This window comes from Streptomyces sp. NPDC008086 (assembly GCF_042957325.1).
GTDB lineage: Bacteria > Actinomycetota > Actinomycetes > Streptomycetales > Streptomycetaceae > Streptomyces.
This window is the reverse complement of sequence record NZ_JBIBIA010000008.1, coordinates 378,058-395,643: the sequence shown is the minus strand read 5'-3', so window position 1 is coordinate 395,643 and position 17,586 is coordinate 378,058. Positions and strand designations below refer to the sequence as shown.

Sequence of the window (17,586 nt, the reverse complement as noted above, 5' to 3'; positions counted from 1 at the left end):
GCCATAGTGACCCATGGCGCCCGACTTGGACATAGGGCGTACGACCACCCTGATCAGCCCCCATGCCGCAGCATTACTTACCAACACACTGTAGAAGAATTAAGTAGAGCTTCACAGTCATCCTGCCGACACTACTGCCATGACGACGAACCCCTCCCCCGCCCCGCCCTTCGGCCGCGCCCTCTGCGCCATGATCACGCCCTTCACCGAGGCCGGCGCGCTCGACCTGGACGGGGCGCAGCGGCTCGCCGCGTGGCTGGTGGACGAGGGCTGTGACGGGCTGGTGCTCTCCGGTACGACAGGCGAGTCGCCGACCACGACGGACGCCGAGAAGTCGGAGCTGATCAGGGCCGTCCGGGAGGCGGTGCCGGGCCGGGCGTCGGTCGTCGCGGGCGTCGGCACCTTCGACACCCGGCACACGGTCGAGCTGGCCCTGGCGGCCGAGAAGGCGGGCGCCGACGGCCTGTTGGTGGTCGCGCCGTACTACAGCAGGCCCCCGCAGGACGCCGTCGAGGCGCACTTCCGCGAGGTCGCGGACGCCGCCGGACTGCCTCTCGCGCTGTACGACATCCCGGGCCGCACCGGCACCCGCATCGAGCCGGAGACGCTGATCCGGCTCGCCGAGCACCCCCGGATCGTGGCCGTGAAGGACTGCTCCTACGACTTCCTCGGCGCCCAGAAGGTGCTGGCGCGCACGGAGTTGGCGTACTACGCGGGCTGCGACGAGCACAATCTGGCGCTGTACGCGGTGGGGGGCGCCGGTTACATCAGCACGGTCGCCAATGTCGTGCCGGCCCGGATGCGGGCCGTACTGGACGTGTTCGAGGCGGGCGACACCCCCGTGTCCGCCCGCCTCCAACAACGCGCCACGCCGCTCATCGAGTCGATGATGTCGGCGGGTCTGCCCGGCACGGTCACCGCCAAGGCCCTGCTCAACGAGCTGGGCCTGCCGGCGGGTCCCGTCCGGGCACCGCTGCGGCCCGCCGACCGCGAGGCGGTCGACAGGCTGCTGGCGGTCTACCAGGAGTACGTCACCGGCTGATCGGGACCCGGCTTGGTCAGGGCCGTTTCCCGGTCAGCGTCCGGTGCGCCGAGCACTCGGTGCTCAGCGCTCGGCGAAGACGGGCTCCCAGCGTCCGGCGTCCCCGTCGTTGCCCTTGCGGAAGCCGCTGAGGGGGACCGTCCTGTCGCTGCCGATGGTGACCTTCACGAGCCGCTGATGGAACTCGTTCTTGCTGTCCGGCCCCATGTCCCAGGCGATCAGCGACGTGTCGCCGACCCAGGCGAGCAGCTGCTGCCCGCGGACCTCGGTCTTGCGGCCGGTGCGCGCGTCGAGGACCCAGGAGGACGTCTTCCACTTCTTGCCGGCGAAGTCACCCGCGACCAGCCTGCCGCTGGGCGACTGCCATGCGTCGACGTACCACTGGAGGTGCTTCTGGTCCGCCGGTACGGGGACCTCGGCGCCGGTGAAGTCGTAGAACTGCTTGCCGATCTCCCCCATGGGGTTGCCGGCCCAGACATGTCTGCCGTCGGGGCTGAGGGCGAAGTCCTGGCGGGCGTTGATGAAACCGGCGCCCATGGGGTCGTTCGGGTCGCCCTTCAGCTTGACCTCGCTCCAGGAGCCCTTGCCGGAGACCGTGTCGAGGACGTAGAAGCCGGTACGGGTCGAGGGCTGCATCTGGTCCCAGAAGTCGGAGCCCTCCGTCTTGACCAGCTGGTCGGGGTTCTCGCCGTAGGTCGTCGCGACCAGCTTCAGACCGTCGCGCGAGAAGGAGAGCCCGGCGACCTTGTGGTCGAGCTCGATCCACCGCTCGACCTCGCCGGTGGCGAGGTCGAGCATGCCGATCCGGGAGGCGGGCAGGTCGCGCTCCAGCACGGCGGCGGTCTTCAGGCCGGGGGCGACGGCGACGTAGGACCACTTGGTGGTCTTCACGTACTTGCCCGTCCGCTGGTCCAGCAGCCAGTAGTCGCGGACGCGTTCGGCCCGGCCGGCGGAGTGCTTGACGGTCCGGGGGATGTAGTAGGCGGCCAGCACCGTGTTCCCGGCCGAGATCAGATCGCGTGGCGGCGACTGGTCCGGGTGTGCGACGTCCTTGCTCTTCTGGACGACGTCCGCGGGCCGTACGTCCTCCTTGCCGGAGTCCAGCAGCGGCACCGCGACGCCGATGGCGACGACGGCCGCCGTGGCCGCGGCGACGGAGGCGATCCGCCGGGTGCGCCGGCGCCGCCGCACCAGCAGGACTCGCTCGGCGAGCCCGGGTCCGGCCGACGTCTGCTCGTCTGCCAACTCCCGCAGGGAGTCACGCACGAGTTCCTCGACGTTCACGGTCGCACCTCCACGGGCGAGAAGTCACGGGACGACTGCGACTCGACCTCGGCCGGGCCCAGGGCCGCCAACTCGGGGGCGAGCGCGCGCAGCCGGGCGAGCGAACGGTGGGTGGTGGACCGTACGGTGCCCACGGAGCAGCCCAGGACACGGGCCACGTCGCCCTCGGGCAGGTCCTCGAAGTAGCGCAGCACCAGCACCATCCGCTGCCTTGCCGTCAGCCGGGCCAGCGCGCCGCGCATCAGCAGCCGCAGCTCCGCGTCGGGCGCGGCGTCCGGGCTCGCGCCGGTCTCGGGCGGCTCGGCGACGGTGAACTCGCGGCGGCGCCACTTCAGCCGCCAACGGCTGATCTGCTGCCGGTACAGGATCTGCCGTACGTACGCCTCCGGCTCGTCGATGCGGTGCCAGCGGTCGGCAGCCTTGACCAGGGCGTTCTGCAGAAGGTCCTCCGCGGCGTGCCGGTCGCCGCCGCTCAGCAGCACCGCGGTCCTCAACAGCGCGGACGACCGGTTCTCCACGAACTCGCGAAACCTGTCCTGCGCTTCGGCATCCATCGTCACCTTCTCTTCCCCCGGGCCGGCCCGGCGCCCGCCACTCCTACTCCTGGTGACGCGTGCGACGGGTGGCCGCTATGCCACCTCACAGAAAATAATCAGGAAACGGGTCGGGGCCCGTACCGCAGAGGAAGCGGTACGGGCCCCGACCCGTGCTGTACGGCTGATCAACCCCACTTGTACCCGTCACCGAAGAGCAGGAAGTGCTCCAGCACGTCCTCCATCGGATCGTCCACCTGTCCGACGTTGACCAGCCCGATCCGGGGGCCGTTGTGCGAGCCCGTGTTGGTCTCGTCGGCATACGCGCCGCCCGCCGGCAGCCAGCACACCGCCCCCACGGCCAACGCCCCCACCACCAGCCGGAGCACGACCCTGCTCCGCGCCCTCGTCTGCCCTCGACCCGTCATCGGCCCTCATCTCGTCGGTTCGGCGTGTGATCGGAAACTGCGTCCAACCGTTCATCTGCCTGGACCGGGGTGAGGTCACGTGGAGTAACCCGTACGTGAGGGAGTGGGGTTGTCGGGTGGCTCAGTTGTGGCTGTGCAGGATCTCGTTCAGGCCGCCCCACACCGCGTTGTTCGGGCGGGCCTCGACCGTGCCGGTGACCGAGTTGCGGCGGAAGAGGATGTTGGAGGCGCCGGACAGCTCGCGGGCCTTGACGATCTGCCCGTCGGGCATGGTCACCCGGGTGCCCGCGGTGACGTACAGCCCGGCCTCGACGACGCACTCGTCGCCGAGCGCGATGCCGACGCCCGCCTCGGCGCCGATCAGGCAGCGCTCGCCGATGGAGATGATCACGTTTCCGCCGCCGGAGAGGGTGCCCATGGTCGACGCGCCGCCACCGATGTCGGAGCCGTCGCCGATCACGACGCCGGCCGAGATACGGCCCTCGACCATCGACGTGCCGAGGGTGCCGGCGTTGAAGTTGACGAAGCCCTCGTGCATGACGGTCGTGCCCTCGGCGAGGTGCGCGCCGAGGCGGACCCGGTCGGCGTCGGCGATGCGGACGCCCTTGGGGGCGACGTAATCCGTCATCCGCGGGAACTTGTCGACCGAGGTCACCTGGAGGTGCAGGCCCTCGGCCCGCGCGTTCAGCCGGACCTTCTCGATGTCGTCGACGGCGACCGGGCCCAGCGAGGTCCAGGCGACGTTCGCGAGGAACCCGAACTGACCCTCCAGGCTCAGGCCGTGCGGCTTGACCAGGCGGTGGGAGAGCAGGTGCAGACGCAGGTAGACGTCATGCGCGTCGATCGGCTTCTCGTCGAGCGAGGCGATGACCGTACGGACCGCCACGACCTCGACGCCCCGACGCGCGTCCGGCCCGATCGCCGCGGTGGCACCGCCACCGAGCAGCTCCGCGGCCTGCTCGGCCGAAAGCCGCTCACTGCCGGAGGGACCGGGCTCGGCGACGAGCTCGGGCGCGGGGAACCATGTGTCGAGAACAGTGCCGTCGCCAGCGATCGTGGCAAGGCCGGCGGCCACGGCGCCGGTGGTACGAGGAGCAGTCGTGTCGGTCATAAGGGCAACCTAACGTGGCCCACACCGCGGGGGCGAACCGACGGGGGCGCGTCTCACGTGCCGGGCGGTACGGCGAGACAGCGGCGGCGGGGGCAAGGAACCGGCGGCGGTCACGGAATGACCCGAGCCAGCACCTCCCGCGCGTACTCCTCGTCGTACGGCACCTCCGTAAGCAGCACCTGCAGACAGATCCCGTCCAACAACGCCACCAACGCCCGCGCCGTAACCGCATCCGTACGACAGGCCAGCCGATCGGCAAGATCACGCCCCCACTCGGCGGCGACCGGCCGCAACGCCGGCCGACGCAGAGCAGCGAGATACAGCTCGCACTCCAGTTCCACACCGGTACGGTCGCCCGCCAGCCACTCCCCCATCCGCCCCGCGAGCTCACCGGCCAGATCGACCTCCGGATCCTCCAGCGCACCGCGCGAAGCGATCACCTTGGCAAACCCTTCGTTCGCCTGACGCAGAGCCGCGACCAGCAGATCATCGAGGGTCTTGAAGTGATACGTGGTCGATCCGAGCGGCACATCCGCCTCCGCCGCCACCGTGCGGTGGCTCAACCCGGCGATCCCCTTCTCCCCGACCACCCGGATCGCCGCGTCGATGATCCGCTGCCGACGCTCGGGGTCGTAGCGCCGGCCCATCAGTGCGCACCCCCCAGGTTCAGCACGACGACCCCGACGATGATCAGGGCGATGCCCGCGGCCTTGACGACGGTCATCCCCTCCCCCAGAAACAGGATCCCGATGGTGGCGATGGCCGCAGTGCCGACCCCGGCCCAGATCGCGTACGCCGTGCCCATGGAGACGGACTTCAGCGTCTGGGCGAGCAGCGTGAAGGAGACGAGGTATCCGGTGGCGGTCAGCAGTGACGGCCACAGCCTGCTGAAACCGTCGCTGTACTTCATGGCCGTGGTGGCGGCCACCTCGGCCGCTATGGCTCCGGCGAGCAGCAGGTATCCCATATGTACGAGCGTACACAACGTTGCGTACGACCGTACACAATGGATTCGATCTGGATACGGCTCGTTCCGAACAGCTACTCCAACACCCCTGCAGCCACTAGTGTTTCACCGTTCACATACCGGGCCTTCGCAGCCGCGGCTGTCGTCGCGTGCCCCCGCTGGAGGAACAGCGCATGTCAGAAAACAAGCCCCGGCCACCCCAGGACCAGCCTTGGGAGAACGGCTGGGCCCCGGACACCTCGCGGGCGCCGGGAACGCGCCGCCTGTGGCTGGCCGGCACGATGGCGGTGGCGACGATCGTCGCGTGCGCCACGGCGATCGTCGTGACGGACCGGGCGCCTGACGGCCAGTCGCGTTCCGCGCCGGCCGGCGACAAGGCATCGGTCCCCGGCCTGATCTCCTTCGCCACGCCGTCGGAGACTCCCCCCGAGGGCAAGAGCGGCCTGGCGACGGAGAAGCCGACCAGCAAGGCGCCTCGCCAACAGGACGCCGGCACCCCCGAACCCGCGCCGGAGCCGTCCAAGTCGGCTCCCCACGAGGCGAGTTCACCACCCGGCGACCCGAAGCCGCCGGCCACCACCTGGCGGTCCGTCCGCTCGGTCAACTATCCCGACCGCTACTGGCATGCGAGCGGCGGCTCCGTGGCCCTGGACCCGGTCCGCGGCTCCGAGTCCCGCGAGGACTCCACCTTCAAGCAGGTCAAGGGCCTCGCCGACCGCTCCTGCCACTCCTTCGTCACCCAGGACGGCAGCTACCTGCGCCACCGCAACTTCGTCCTGCGGCCCGAGCGCAACGACGGCTCCGCAATGTTCGGCCAGGACGCCACCTTCTGCGCCCGGAGCTCCTCCTACTCCGGCGCCGTCATGCTGGAGTCGGTCAACTACCCGGGCTACTTCCTCCGCCACAAGAACTTCGTCGTCCGCCTCGAACGCTTCGAGTACAGCTCCCTGTACCTGGCGGATTCGTCGTTCCGGCTGGTGGGCGGGCTGGCCTGAGCGCTCGGGAAGAACGGCGCGCACAAGGAATCCGCGCCCAGAGAATCCGCGCACAGAAGAGCGGCGCGCAGAAAGCGGCGCACGCAAAAGCGGCGGCACCCGGAAGGTGCCGCCGCTCTCACATGCACTCAGACGTTGAAGCCCAGCGCCCGAAGCTGCTCACGCCCGTCGTCCGTGATCTTGTCCGGGCCCCACGGCGGCATCCACACCCAGTTGATGCGCAGCTCGCTGACGAGGCCGTCCGTGGCGGACTTGGCCTGGTCCTCGATGACGTCCGTCAGCGGGCAGGCCGCCGAGGTCAGGGTCATGTCGAGCGTGGCGATGTTCGCCTCGTCGATGTGGATGCCGTAGATCAGGCCGAGGTTGACGACGTCGATACCCAGCTCGGGGTCGACGACGTCATACAGGGCCTCGCGGACCTCTTCCTCCGAGGCCGGCTTCATCTCCACGGTGTCACTCATGCCGTCTTCCTTTCGGCGTCGGCTCCGCCCAGCACCTGGGCCGTCGCGTCCTTCCACGCCATCCAGCTGAGGAGGGCGCACTTGACCCGGGCCGGGTACTTGGAGACCCCGGCGAACGCGACCGCGTCCTCCAGGACCTCCTCCATCGCGTCGTCCGGCTCGATCTTCCCCTTGGACTGCATCAGCTCCAGGAAGGTCTCCTGGATCTTCTGCGCGTCGGAGAGGTCCTTGCCGACGAGGAGCTCGTTCAGTACGGACGCGCTCGCCTGGCTGATGGAACAGCCCTGGCCCTCGTACGAGACGTCCTCGATCTTTGTGCCGTCGTACTTCACACGCAGGGTGATCTCGTCGCCGCACGTCGGGTTCACGTGGTGCACCTCGGCGTCGCCATCCCTCAGACCACGCCCGTGCGGGTTCTTGTAGTGGTCCAGGATGACTTCCTGGTACATCGAATCCAGCTTCATGCGTCGCTCGTCCCGTCCCGTCAGCCGAAGAAGTTCCGTACGTGCTCCAGGCCGTCCACCAGAGCGTCGATCTCGGCCGGCGTGGAGTACAGATAGAACGACGCTCGCGTGGTCGCAGGAATTCCGTAGCGCAGGCAGACCGGGCGGGCGCAGTGGTGGCCGACCCGGACCGCGATGCCCTGCTCGTCGAGGACCTGGCCCACGTCGTGCGGGTGGATGTCGCCGAGGGTGAAGGAGATCGCGGCGCCGCGGTCCTCGGCCGTGGTCGGGCCGATGATCCTGAGGTCCGGGACCTCACCGAGCCGCTTCACCGCGTACTCGGTGAGGGCGTGCTCATGGGCGAGGATCTTGTCCATGCCGATCGAGTTGAGGTAGTCGATCGCCGCGCCCAGGCCGATGGCCTGCGAGATCGGAGGCGTGCCCGCCTCGAACTTGTGCGGGGCCGGGGCGTAGGTCGAGGAGTGCATCGACACCGTCTCGATCATCTCGCCGCCGCCGAGGAACGGGGGCAGGTCCTCCAGCAGCTCCTGGCGGCCCCAGAGGACGCCGATGCCGGTCGGGCCGCACATCTTGTGGCCGGTGAAGGCCACGAAGTCGGCCTGCAGCGACTGCACGTCCAGCGGCATGTGGGGCGCTGCCTGCGAGGCGTCGATGCAGACCAGCGCGCCGACCTCCTGCGCACGGCGCACTATCGCCTCGACCGGGTTGAGCGTGCCCAGGATGTTGGACACCAGCACGAAGGAGACGATCTTCGTCTTCTCCGTGATGATCTCGTCGATGTTGGACAGGTCGAGACGGCCGTCGTCGGTGAGGCCGAACCACTTCAGCTTCGCGCCCGTGCGCTGCGCGAGCAGCTGCCACGGCACGATGTTGGAGTGGTGCTCCATCTCCGTGATGACGATCTCGGTCTCGTGGTCCACCCGGTAGGGCTCGTCGGCCCAGCCGAGCATGTTGGCCACGAGGTTCAGCGACTCGGAGGCGTTCTTGGTGAAGATCACCTCGTCGCGCGAGGGCGCGTTGATGAACTCCGCGACCTTGTCGCGCGCGCCCTCGTACAGCGCCGTGGCCTCCTCGGCGAGGACGTGCACGCCACGGTGGACGTTGGCGTTGTGCTGCTCGTAGTACTCGGAGAGCACGTCGAGCACCTGGCGCGGCGTCTGCGAGGTCGCCGCGTTGTCCAGGTACACGAGCTTCTTGCCGTCGTGGACGACGCGGTCCAGGATCGGGAAGTCCTTGCGGAGCGCCTCGGTGTCGAGGAGGCCCGGCAGCTGTGTCACGCGGATGCGCCACCCTTCACGTACTTGTCGTAGCCCTCGGCCTCGAGCTGGTCCGCGAGCTCGGCTCCGCCGGACTCGGCGATACGGCCGTTCGCGAACACGTGCACGTGGTCGGGCTTGATGTAGCGCAGGATGCGCGTGTAGTGCGTGATCAGCAGGGTGCCGACCTCGCCGGTCTCACGGACCCGGTTCACGCCCTCGGAGACGACGCGCAGGGCGTCGACGTCCAGGCCGGAGTCGGTCTCGTCGAGGATCGCGATCTTCGGCTTGAGCAGCTCCAGCTGAAGGATCTCGTGGCGCTTCTTCTCACCGCCGGAGAAGCCCTCGTTGACGTTGCGCTCGGCGAAGGAGGAGTCCATGTTGAGGCGCTCCATGGCCTCCTTGACCTCCTTGACCCAGGTGCGCAGCTTGGGGGCCTCGCCGCGGACGGCGGTGGCGGAGGTGCGCAGGAAGTTGGAGACGGAGACGCCGGGGACCTCGACCGGGTACTGCATCGCCAGGAACAGGCCCGCGCGGGCGCGCTCGTCGACGGACATCTCCAGGACGTCCTCGCCGTCGAGGGTGACGGTGCCGGAAGTGATCGTGTACTTCGGGTGACCCGCGAGGGAGTAGGCGAGGGTCGACTTGCCGGAGCCGTTGGGGCCCATGATGGCGTGCGTCTCGCCCTGCTTCACGGTGAGGTCGACGCCCTTGAGGATCTCCTTCGTGGCGTTGTCGGCCTCGACGGTGACGTGCAGGTCTCGGATTTCAAGCGTTGCCATGGGTGCCTCAGGACTCCTGGGTGAGGGAGACGAGTACGTCGTCCCCTTCGATCTTTACGGGGTATACGGGGACGGGGCGCGTCGCGGGGAGGCCGGACGGCTTGCCGGTGCGGAGGTCGAAGCTGGAGCCGTGCAGCCAGCACTCGATCTGGCAGTCCTCCACCTCGCCCTCGGAGAGCGAGACGTTCGCGTGGGAGCAGATGTCGTGGATCGCGAACACCTCGCCCTCGGTCTGCACGACCGAGACCGGCGTGCCGTCGAGTTCCACCCGCTTCGGGGTGTCCTCCTCCAGCTCGCTCAGCCCGCAGGCGCGTACGAAAGCCATCAGACCGTGGCCTCCAGCTCCTCGTCGATCTTCACGAGGAGGCGCTCTTCGATGTCGTCGACGCCGATCTGCTGGACGAGCTCGGCGAAGAAGCCGCGCACGACCAGGCGACGGGCCTCGTCGGCGGGGATGCCGCGGGCCATCAGGTAGAAGAGCTGCTCGTCGTCGAAGCGGCCGGTCGCCGAGGCGTGGCCGGCGCCGACGATCTCGCCGGTCTCGATCTCCAGGTTCGGCACGGAGTCGACCCGGGCGCCGTCCGTGAGGACGAGGTTCCGGTTCATCTCGTACGTGTCCGTGCCCTCGGCCTTGGCCTCGATGAGGACGTCGCCGATCCACACCGCGTGGGCGTTGTCGCCCTGCAGCGCGCCCTTGTAGACGACGTTGGACTTGCAGTGCGGGACGTTGTGGTCGACCAGGAGGCGGTGCTCCTGGTGCTGACCGGCGTCCGTGAAGTACAGACCGAGCAGCTCGGCCTCGCCGCCGGGGCCGGCGTAGGTGACGCGCGGGTGGAGGCGCACGAGGTCGCCACCGAAGGTCACCACGACCGACTTGAAGCTCGCGTCCCGGCCGATGAGGGCGTTGTGCTGGGCCACGTGCACGGCCTTGTCGTCCCAGTCCTGGACGGAGACGACGGTCAGCTTGGCGCCGTCGCCCAGGATGTAGTCCACGTTGGCGGCGAGTACCCCGTCACCGGTGTGGTCGATGACGACGACGGCCTCGGCGAAGGCTCCGAGTTCGATGACCTGGTGGCCGTAGCGGACCCCGCCCTCGCCGTGCACGGCGATGCGGATCGGCTCGGTGAGGACCGTCTCCTTGGGGACGGTGACCACGCCGGCCTTCTCGAACGACGAGAACGCCTGGGCGGCGACGCGGTCCACCGGGGTGCCCGCCTTGCCGATCCGGGCGTCGTCACGGCCGACGGTCTCGACGGTGACGCCCTCGGGGGCCTGCACGTCGACCTTCACACCGTCACCGGTCGCGGCGGCGGTGCCGTCGTGCAGCCCGCGCAGGCGCTCCAGCGGGGTGAACCGCCACTCCTCCTCGCGGCCGTGCGGGACCGGGAAGTCCGCCACGTCGAAGGACGGGGGCGCGCTCATGCGCGTGGCGACGGTCGACTCGGCGGCCACCGCGATCTGGCCCGCGGTGGTGGAGCCCACGGGGATGTTCTGAGCCTCAGCCATGGCTGTCGGTCTGCTCTCTTTCCTACGTCAGATTTCGCTAGCTGCTTGTACGGAGACCGGCCCTAGCCGACCGCGCCCTCCATCTGCAGCTCGATCAGCCGGTTGAGCTCGAGGGCGTACTCCATGGGCAGCTCCTTGGCGATCGGCTCGACGAAGCCGCGCACGATCATCGCCATCGCCTCGAACTCGCTCAGACCGCGGCTCATCAGGTAGAAGAGCTGGTCCTCGGAGACCTTGGAGACGGTCGCCTCGTGGCCCATGGACACGTCGTCCTCACGGACGTCCACGTAGGGGTACGTGTCGGAGCGGGAGATGGTGTCGACGAGCAGCGCGTCGCACAGCACGTTGGACTTCGAGCCGTGGGCGCCCTCGCCGATCTCGACGAGCCCGCGGTACGAGGTACGGCCGCCGCCACGCGCCACGGACTTCGACACGATGTTGGAGGAGGTGTTCGGCGCCATGTGGACCATCTTGGAGCCGGCGTCCTGGTGCTGCCCCTCGCCCGCGAAGGCGATGGACAGGGTCTCGCCCTTGGCGTGCTCGCCCATCAGGTAGACGGCCGGGTACTTCATCGTCACCTTGGAGCCGATGTTGCCGTCGATCCACTCCATGGTCGCGCCCTCGTAGGCGACGGCGCGCTTGGTGACCAGGTTGTAGACGTTGTTCGACCAGTTCTGGATGGTCGTGTAGCGGCAGCGGGCGTTCTTCTTGACGATGATCTCGACGACCGCGGAGTGCAGCGAGTCCGACTTGTAGATCGGGGCCGTGCAACCCTCGACGTAGTGCACGTAGGCACCCTCGTCGACGATGATCAGGGTCCGCTCGAACTGGCCCATGTTCTCCGTGTTGATGCGGAAGTAGGCCTGGAGCGGGATCTCCACGTGGACGCCCGGCGGGACGTAGATGAAGGAGCCGCCCGACCACACGGCGGTGTTCAGCGACGCGAACTTGTTGTCACCGACCGGGATGACGGTCCCGAAGTACTCCTTGAAGAGCTCCGGGTGCTCCTTCAGGGCGGTGTCGGTGTCCAGGAAGATGACGCCCTGCTCCTCCAGGTCCTCGCGGATCTGGTGGTAGACGACCTCGGACTCGTACTGGGCCGCGACACCGGCGACGAGGCGCTGCTTCTCCGCCTCGGGGATGCCGAGCTTGTCGTACGTGTTCTTGATGTCCTCGGGCAGGTCCTCCCAGGACTCCGCCTGCTTCTCCGTGGAACGCACGAAGTACTTGATGTTGTCGAAGTCGATGCCGGAGAGGTCCGAGCCCCAGTTCGGCATGGGCTTCTTGTCGAACAGCCGCAGGCCCTTGAGACGGAGCTTGGTCATCCAGTCCGGCTCGTTCTTCTTGGCGGAGATGTCACGGACGACGTCCTCGCTCAGACCACGCTTCGCAGAGGCGCCGGCTTCGTCGGAGTCGGCCCAGCCGTATTCGTACTTGCCCAGGCCATCGAGCTCAGGGTGGGCAGTCTCCTCGATGGGGAGAGTCATGCGGGGTTCCTCCCGGCCGTGCTTGCAGATGCGTTATCGGTGTGCTGGGAAATCTTCGGGATGAACGTCGTGCAGACGCCGTCGCCGTGCGCAATGGTCGCCAGTCTCTGGACGTGCGTTCCGAGCAGCTCGGCGAAGATCTCCGTCTCCGCCTCGCACAGCTGGGGGAACTGCTCCGCCACATGGGCGACCGGGCAGTGGTGCTGGCAGAGCTGCTCGCCCTTTTGAGGGAGGGGTGCGCTGCGCGCCGTAGCAGCGTACCCGTCGGCGCTCAAGGCCTTGGCCAGGGCTTCGGTGCGCTCGTCCGGGCTGACGGCCTCGATCGCCTTGCGGTACGCGCTCGCCTGGGCGGCGATCCGGGCGCGGGCGAAGGCGGCGACCGCCTCGCTCCCGCCCTCACGCTCGGCGATCCACTTCAGGGCGTCCGCGGCCAGCTTGTCGTACGACTGGTCGAAGGCGTCGCGGCCGCAGTCGGTGAGCGCGAAGACCTTGGCGGGACGGCCACGCGTGCGCGTGCCGTACACCCGCTGTTCCCTGGCCTCCACGACATCGTCCGCGACCAGCGCGTCCAGATGCCTGCGGACGGCGGCCTGGGTGAGCCCCAGCCGGCGCGCCAGCTCCGCGACGGTCGACGGCCCGTGGTCCAGGATGGACCGCGCGACCCGGTTGCGCGTCGAGCGCTCCCCGGTCGCGAGCTCCTCCTGAGGGGCCCCCGTAGGGGTCTCCCGAGCCTCGCCGACGTTTTTCACAACGCCATTGTTGCGTAATTCCTCAGGACCGGGCAAGCCGCGCCCGGCCGCCCCGACGGTGCGCTGCGTCACTTAGGCATACCTAATCTGACCTGCGGAAATGATCTCTGATCGATCAATTCGGTGGCGGCGTACGGACCCGTCCGGAACACTCCCGAAGCATGTCCACACCCCCTCCCACCGGCCCTCTTGTCACTCGGGACACCCTCGCCGAGCAAGTGCGCGAGCTGGGCGTCCGAAGCGGTGAGACCCTCCTCGTGCACTCCTCGCTCAGCTCGCTCGGCTGGGTCTGCGGAGGCCCCGTGGCGGTCGTCCAAGGTCTGCTCGACGCCCTCGGCCCGGACGGCACTCTGGTCGTCCCCACCCAGAGCGGTGACCTGTCCGACCCGGCGGTGTGGAGCAACCCGCCCGTGCCCGAGGAGTGGTGGCCGGTGATCCGGGCCACCATGCCCGCGTACGACCCCCTGATCACGCCCACGCGCGGGGTCGGCGTCATCCCCGAAACCGTACGGACCTGGCCCGGAGCCCTGCGCAGCGCGCACCCCCAGACCTCCTTCGCCGCCGTCGGCCCGCGCGCGGCCGAGGTGCTGGACGGCCACGCCGTCGACTGCCGGCTGGGTGAGCGCAGCCCGCTGGCCCGGCTGGAGGCGCTCCACGCGCGCGTGCTGCTGCTCGGCGCCGGCTACGACACCTGTACCAGCTTCCATCTGGCCGAGTACCGGATCCCGACGCCACTGGTGAGGGTGGGGCGGCCGGGGCCAGCGGGATGGGAGGTGGTCACCGAGGTATCGATCAGCTCGGAGCGGTTCGACGAGCTGGGTCACGACTTCGAGCGGGACCGGCCCGTCGTCCGCGGGAAGGTGGGCGCGGCCGACGTACGGCTGTTCCCGGTGGCGGAGGCGGTGGCGTACGCGGAGCGGTGGCTGGGGATACACCGGTCCCGCGCGGAGGTGATGTGAACCCGGCCGTTCGGGTCACCCGCCCCGTACCTAGACTCTGGAGCCATGCGAACTGAGCCCGTGCTCCAGGTCCAGGCCCTGGTGAAGCGGTACGGCGGCAAAACCGCGGTGGACGGCCTCGACCTGGTGGCCCGGGCCGGTGTCACCGCCGTACTCGGACCCAACGGCGCGGGCAAGACCACGACCTTGGAGACCTGCGAGGGATACCGCAAGCCGGACTCCGGCACCGTGCGTGTCCTGGGGCTCGACCCGGTGAGACAGTCCGGCGAGCTGCGGCCCCGGATCGGCGTGATGCTCCAGTCCGGCGGCGTCTACTCGGGCGCGCGGGCCGACGAGATGCTGCGCCATGTCGCCAGGCTGCACGCGCATCCCCTGGACGTCGACGCCCTCGTCGAGCGGCTCGGGCTGGACAGCTGCGGCCGGACCACGTACCGCCGTCTCTCCGGCGGCCAGCAGCAGCGGCTCGCGCTCGCCATGGCCGTGGTGGGGCGCCCGGAACTGGTGTTCCTCGACGAGCCCACCGCCGGACTCGACCCGCAGGCCCGCCGGGCCACCTGGGACCTGATCCGGGACCTGCGCTCCGACGGGGTCTCCGTGATCCTCACCACGCACTACATGGACGAGGCCGAGCAGCTCGCCGACGACGTGGCGATCATCGACGCCGGCCGGGTCATCGCCCAGGGCTCCCCGGAGGAGCTGTGCCGGGGCGGCGCCGAGAACACCCTGCGCTTCACCGGCCGCCCCGGCCTCGACGTGGGGTCCCTGCTGAAGGCCCTGCCCGCCGACTGCACGGCCGCGGAGCTCACGCCGGGCTCGTACCGCGTCGTCGGCAAGGTCGACCCGCAGCTGCTCGCGACCGTGACGTCGTGGTGTGCGCAGCACGGCGTGATGCCCGACCGCATCTCGGTCGAACGGCACACCCTCGAAGACGTCTTCCTGGAGCTCACCGGTAAGGAGCTGCGCGCGTGACCGCCGTCGGTACAGGTCCGGGTACGTACACCCCGAAGCCGGGCGCCGCCCCGCTCCCCCGCATGATCGCGGCGCAGGCGGCCCTGGAGACGAAGATGCTGCTGCGCAACGGCGAGCAGCTGCTGCTGACCGTCGTGATCCCCACCCTGCTGCTGGTCCTGTTCAGCTCGGTGGACATCGTCGACACGGGCTCCGGCGAGGCCGTCGACTTCCTGGCCCCCGGCGTTCTCGCGCTCGCCGTGATGTCGACGGCGTTCACCGGGCAGGCCATCGCCACGGGCTTCGAGCGCCGGTACGGAGTGCTGAAGCGGCTGGCCTCCGCACCGCTGCCGCGCTGGGGCCTGATGACGGCGAAGACGGTGTCGGTGCTGGTCACCGAGGTGCTGCAGATCGCCCTGTTGACGGTGATCGCGTTCGCGCTGGGCTGGTCGCCGCACGGCAACCCGCTGGCCGTCCTGCTGCTCCTGGTCCTCGGCACGGCGGCCTTCTCCGGGCTCGGCCTGCTGATGGCGGGCACGCTCAAGGCGGAGGCCACGCTGGCCGCCGCCAACCTGGTGTTCCTGCTGCTGCTCGTCGGCGGCGGCGTGATCGTGCCGCTGGACAAGTTCCCCTCCGGCGCCCAGGACGTGCTCGGTCTGCTCCCCATCTCGGCGCTCTCCGACGGACTGCGCGACGTGCTCCAGCACGGGGCCGGGACCCCGTGGGGCGACCTGGGGATCCTGGCCGTGTGGGCGGTCGCCGGGCTGGCGGCCGCCGGGCGCTGGTTCCGCTGGGAGTGACCCGCCGGGGCCGGGCGGGACCCTCGTGAAAGCGTGCACAAGCGTCCGCCTACGATAGGGCGCGTGCCAAAGCTGACCCGCGCCGACGCCGTAGCGGCCGTGCGCAACCCGCTCGCCTTCATCGCCGCACGCTGGACCCCGACCCCGAGGACGGTCCAACGGGCGGCCCTCGCCGCACTCGTGATGTCGGTGATCATCGTGATCACCGGCGGCGCGGTGCGGCTCACCGGGTCCGGGCTCGGCTGCCCGACCTGGCCCAAGTGCACCGAGGACTCGCTCACCGCGACCACCGAGATGGGCCTGCACGGCGCCATCGAGTTCGGCAACCGCATGCTGACGTACGTGCTGTGCGCCGCCGTCGGCTGGGCGATCATCGCCGCGCGCTCCGAGAAGCCGTACCGGCGCGGTCTGACCCGGCTGGGCTGGGCCCAGTTCTGGATCGTGATGAGCAACGCGGTGCTCGGCGGCATCGTCGTCCTGGTCGGCCTGAACCCGTACACGGTCGCCGCCCACTTCGTGGCGACGTCCGCCCTGATCGCCGTGGCCACCGTGATGTGGCAGCGCACCCGTGAGGGTGACACCACACCGCGCCCGCTGGTCGGCAAGGCCGTGCAGCAGCTGGTGTGGGTGCTGGTCGGGGCCTCGGCGCTGCTGATCCTGGTCGGCACGGTGGTGACCGGCGCGGGACCGCACGCGGGCGACTCCAGCGAGGTCGAGCGGATGCCGGTCGACTGGGAGACGGTCACCAAGCTGCACGCCGTGCTGGCCTGGATCGTGGTCACGCTGACCTTCGCCCTGTGGTTCGTCCTCAAGGCGGTCGACGCCCCGAAGGGCCCGCTGAACCGCACCCGCGACCTCTTCCTGATCCTCCTCGCCCAGGGCGTCATCGGTTACGTCCAGTACTTCACGGACCTCCCGGAGATCCTGGTCGGCCTGCACATGCTCGGCTCGGCCGTGACCTGGATCGCGGTGCTGCGGGTGATGCTGGCCCTGCGGGAACGGCCGTTCGACGAGACGGCGATCCCGGCCCCGGCGGCCGAGGCGGCGGTCGGCACGCGCGCGTGAGTCAGCCGTACGCCGCCACCAGCCCGTCGATCGCCGGCCCCAGGTAGTCCCGCGTCAGCGCGGCCCTGCGCGCCGCCCACCCGTCAGCCGGCGGCGGCGCGGCAGCGTCGTAGCGGCGGCTGCGGATGTCCTCGACGACCTCGGCGGGTGCCCCGAGACCGGGGAGCAGGTCCAGGGCCTCCCGCTTGGAGATCAGCCGGCCGTCGCGCAGGGTCACGCTCGCCCGGGCGAAGGTGATCGTCCCCAGGTCGACCCACACCTCGCGGGTCCACAGCTGGGCGTTGTCGACGGCCGGCCGCCAGAAGTCCCGCTGATCGCGTACGACGAACTCGGCGAGCTCCCGGTCCGGCACCGGCGGCAGCAGACCGGCGGGCGCCCGGCCGTGCAGCACCCGGCCGAAGGCGTGCAACTCGCGCCGGGTCACCGGGGTCACCGTCCGTCTGAACAACTCCTGGTGCGCCCAGGTGAGGTGACGCCGGCCGGCGTCGTCCGCCGTGTCCGGCGTCAGATACGTGCAGTGCAGCAGCTCCGCGAGCGGCTCGGCCCGCAGCCTGGCGTGGAGCTTCGCCACCCGCCAGACGGTTCCGGGGGTCAACGGGCCCTCCAGTACGGCGATCAGGTCCAGGTCGCTGCGGCCCTCCTGGTAGTCGCCGCCGGCGAGCGAGCCGTGCGCCCAGACGGCGACGGGGTCCAGGGCGGTCAGTTCGTGAAGGAAGCGGTCGAGTAGGGCATCGGTCGGCATGGGCCCA

The 17,586-nt window shown here is 69.7% G+C and carries 21 protein-coding genes; 6 read left to right on the top strand and 15 right to left on the bottom strand.

The annotated features are described in order from the left end of the window. Positions 1–139 precede the first annotated feature (139 nt). Positions 140–1,042 (top strand): 4-hydroxy-tetrahydrodipicolinate synthase, encoded by a 903-nt coding sequence (gene dapA / locus ACFZBP_RS29215; protein ID WP_391417384.1) that lies wholly within the window; start codon positions 140–142, stop codon positions 1,040–1,042. A 63-nt stretch (positions 1,043–1,105) separates the two neighbouring features. Here the strand turns inward: dapA and ACFZBP_RS29210 are convergent, their stop codons facing one another. The 6 genes from ACFZBP_RS29210 to ACFZBP_RS29185 all read right to left on the bottom strand — a co-directional run bounded on the left by ACFZBP_RS29210 (position 1,106) and on the right by ACFZBP_RS29185 (position 5,365). After that, a complete protein-coding gene (locus ACFZBP_RS29210; protein WP_383445212.1) occupies positions 1,106–2,326 on the bottom strand; it encodes a WD40 repeat domain-containing protein in 1,221 nt (406 codons plus the stop codon). Next, positions 2,323–2,880 carry a SigE family RNA polymerase sigma factor gene (locus tag ACFZBP_RS29205; protein ID WP_383445209.1) on the bottom strand — a complete coding sequence of 186 codons (558 nt, stop codon included), beginning with the start codon at positions 2,878–2,880 and terminating at the stop codon, positions 2,323–2,325. Before ACFZBP_RS29205 ends, ACFZBP_RS29210 begins: the two co-directional genes overlap by 4 nt. Positions 2,881–3,047: 167 nt before the next feature. Further along, entirely contained in the window at positions 3,048–3,287 is a 240-nt protein-coding gene (locus tag ACFZBP_RS29200; protein WP_383445206.1) for a hypothetical protein, read from the bottom strand. A 121-nt stretch (positions 3,288–3,408) separates the two neighbouring features. Then, positions 3,409–4,398: a 2,3,4,5-tetrahydropyridine-2,6-dicarboxylate N-succinyltransferase gene (gene dapD, locus ACFZBP_RS29195; protein ID WP_383445203.1), complete on the bottom strand. Its 990-nt coding sequence runs from the start codon at positions 4,396–4,398 to the stop codon at positions 3,409–3,411. 110 nt (positions 4,399–4,508) lie between these two features. Beyond that, positions 4,509–5,045 (bottom strand): TetR family transcriptional regulator, encoded by a 537-nt coding sequence (locus ACFZBP_RS29190; RefSeq protein ID WP_391417381.1) that lies wholly within the window; start codon positions 5,043–5,045, stop codon positions 4,509–4,511. Continuing rightward, positions 5,045–5,365: a DMT family transporter gene (locus ACFZBP_RS29185; protein ID WP_383445197.1), complete on the bottom strand. Its 321-nt coding sequence runs from the start codon at positions 5,363–5,365 to the stop codon at positions 5,045–5,047. Before ACFZBP_RS29185 ends, ACFZBP_RS29190 begins: the two co-directional genes overlap by 1 nt. Positions 5,366–5,538: 173 nt before the next feature. On the opposite strand from ACFZBP_RS29185, the gene ACFZBP_RS29180 reads away from it, so the two are divergent. Beyond that, on the top strand, positions 5,539–6,360 hold the full coding sequence (locus ACFZBP_RS29180; protein WP_383445194.1) for an AbfB domain-containing protein: 822 nt from the start codon (positions 5,539–5,541) through the stop codon (positions 6,358–6,360). A gap of 128 nt (positions 6,361–6,488) precedes the next feature. Here the strand turns inward: ACFZBP_RS29180 and ACFZBP_RS29175 are convergent, their stop codons facing one another. The 8 genes from ACFZBP_RS29175 to ACFZBP_RS29140 form a co-directional block, all read right to left on the bottom strand. Then, positions 6,489–6,821 (bottom strand): metal-sulfur cluster assembly factor, encoded by a 333-nt coding sequence (locus ACFZBP_RS29175; RefSeq protein WP_383445191.1) that lies wholly within the window; start codon positions 6,819–6,821, stop codon positions 6,489–6,491. Beyond that, positions 6,818–7,285 carry a Fe-S cluster assembly sulfur transfer protein SufU gene (sufU, locus tag ACFZBP_RS29170; RefSeq protein WP_030049075.1) on the bottom strand — a complete coding sequence of 156 codons (468 nt, stop codon included), beginning with the start codon at positions 7,283–7,285 and terminating at the stop codon, positions 6,818–6,820. The genes ACFZBP_RS29175 and sufU overlap by 4 nt, the downstream gene beginning before the upstream one ends. A 20-nt stretch (positions 7,286–7,305) precedes the next feature. Continuing rightward, positions 7,306–8,562 (bottom strand): cysteine desulfurase, encoded by a 1,257-nt coding sequence (locus tag ACFZBP_RS29165; RefSeq protein WP_234764571.1) that lies wholly within the window; start codon positions 8,560–8,562, stop codon positions 7,306–7,308. After that, on the bottom strand, positions 8,559–9,323 hold the full coding sequence (gene sufC, locus ACFZBP_RS29160; protein WP_383445182.1) for a Fe-S cluster assembly ATPase SufC: 765 nt from the start codon (positions 9,321–9,323) through the stop codon (positions 8,559–8,561). Before sufC ends, ACFZBP_RS29165 begins: the two co-directional genes overlap by 4 nt. Before the next feature lie 7 nt (positions 9,324–9,330). Further along, positions 9,331–9,648, bottom strand: a complete 318-nt coding sequence (locus ACFZBP_RS29155; RefSeq protein ID WP_031057580.1) for a non-heme iron oxygenase ferredoxin subunit — start codon at positions 9,646–9,648, stop codon at positions 9,331–9,333. After that, positions 9,648–10,829, bottom strand: coding sequence for a Fe-S cluster assembly protein SufD (sufD, locus tag ACFZBP_RS29150; RefSeq protein ID WP_383445179.1), 1,182 nt, complete (start codon positions 10,827–10,829; stop codon positions 9,648–9,650). Before sufD ends, ACFZBP_RS29155 begins: the two co-directional genes overlap by 1 nt. 62 nt (positions 10,830–10,891) lie before the next feature. Then, positions 10,892–12,316: a Fe-S cluster assembly protein SufB gene (sufB, locus tag ACFZBP_RS29145; RefSeq protein ID WP_383445176.1), complete on the bottom strand. Its 1,425-nt coding sequence runs from the start codon at positions 12,314–12,316 to the stop codon at positions 10,892–10,894. Next, positions 12,313–13,065, bottom strand: coding sequence for an ArsR family transcriptional regulator (locus ACFZBP_RS29140; RefSeq protein ID WP_391417376.1), 753 nt, complete (start codon positions 13,063–13,065; stop codon positions 12,313–12,315). Before ACFZBP_RS29140 ends, sufB begins: the two co-directional genes overlap by 4 nt. A gap of 161 nt (positions 13,066–13,226) precedes the next feature. On the opposite strand from ACFZBP_RS29140, the gene ACFZBP_RS29135 reads away from it, so the two are divergent. The 4 genes from ACFZBP_RS29135 (at position 13,227) to ACFZBP_RS29120 (ending at position 16,837) form a co-directional block, all read left to right on the top strand. Further along, positions 13,227–14,024: an AAC(3) family N-acetyltransferase gene (locus ACFZBP_RS29135; protein WP_391417374.1), complete on the top strand. Its 798-nt coding sequence runs from the start codon at positions 13,227–13,229 to the stop codon at positions 14,022–14,024. A gap of 45 nt (positions 14,025–14,069) precedes the next feature. After that, positions 14,070–14,993, top strand: a complete 924-nt coding sequence (locus tag ACFZBP_RS29130; RefSeq protein ID WP_391417372.1) for an ATP-binding cassette domain-containing protein — start codon at positions 14,070–14,072, stop codon at positions 14,991–14,993. Between the two features lie 62 nt (positions 14,994–15,055). Continuing rightward, complete coding sequence (locus ACFZBP_RS29125; protein ID WP_391417611.1) at positions 15,056–15,772, top strand: ABC transporter permease; 717 nt, start codon at positions 15,056–15,058, stop codon at positions 15,770–15,772. A 72-nt stretch (positions 15,773–15,844) separates the two neighbouring features. Further along, entirely contained in the window at positions 15,845–16,837 is a 993-nt protein-coding gene (locus ACFZBP_RS29120) for a heme A synthase (RefSeq protein ID WP_383445715.1), read from the top strand. Between the two features lies 1 nt (position 16,838). Here ACFZBP_RS29120 and ACFZBP_RS29115 read toward each other — a convergent pair whose 3' ends face one another. Then, positions 16,839–17,579: a nucleotidyltransferase gene (locus tag ACFZBP_RS29115; RefSeq protein WP_391417370.1), complete on the bottom strand. Its 741-nt coding sequence runs from the start codon at positions 17,577–17,579 to the stop codon at positions 16,839–16,841. Positions 17,580–17,586 lie beyond the last annotated feature (7 nt).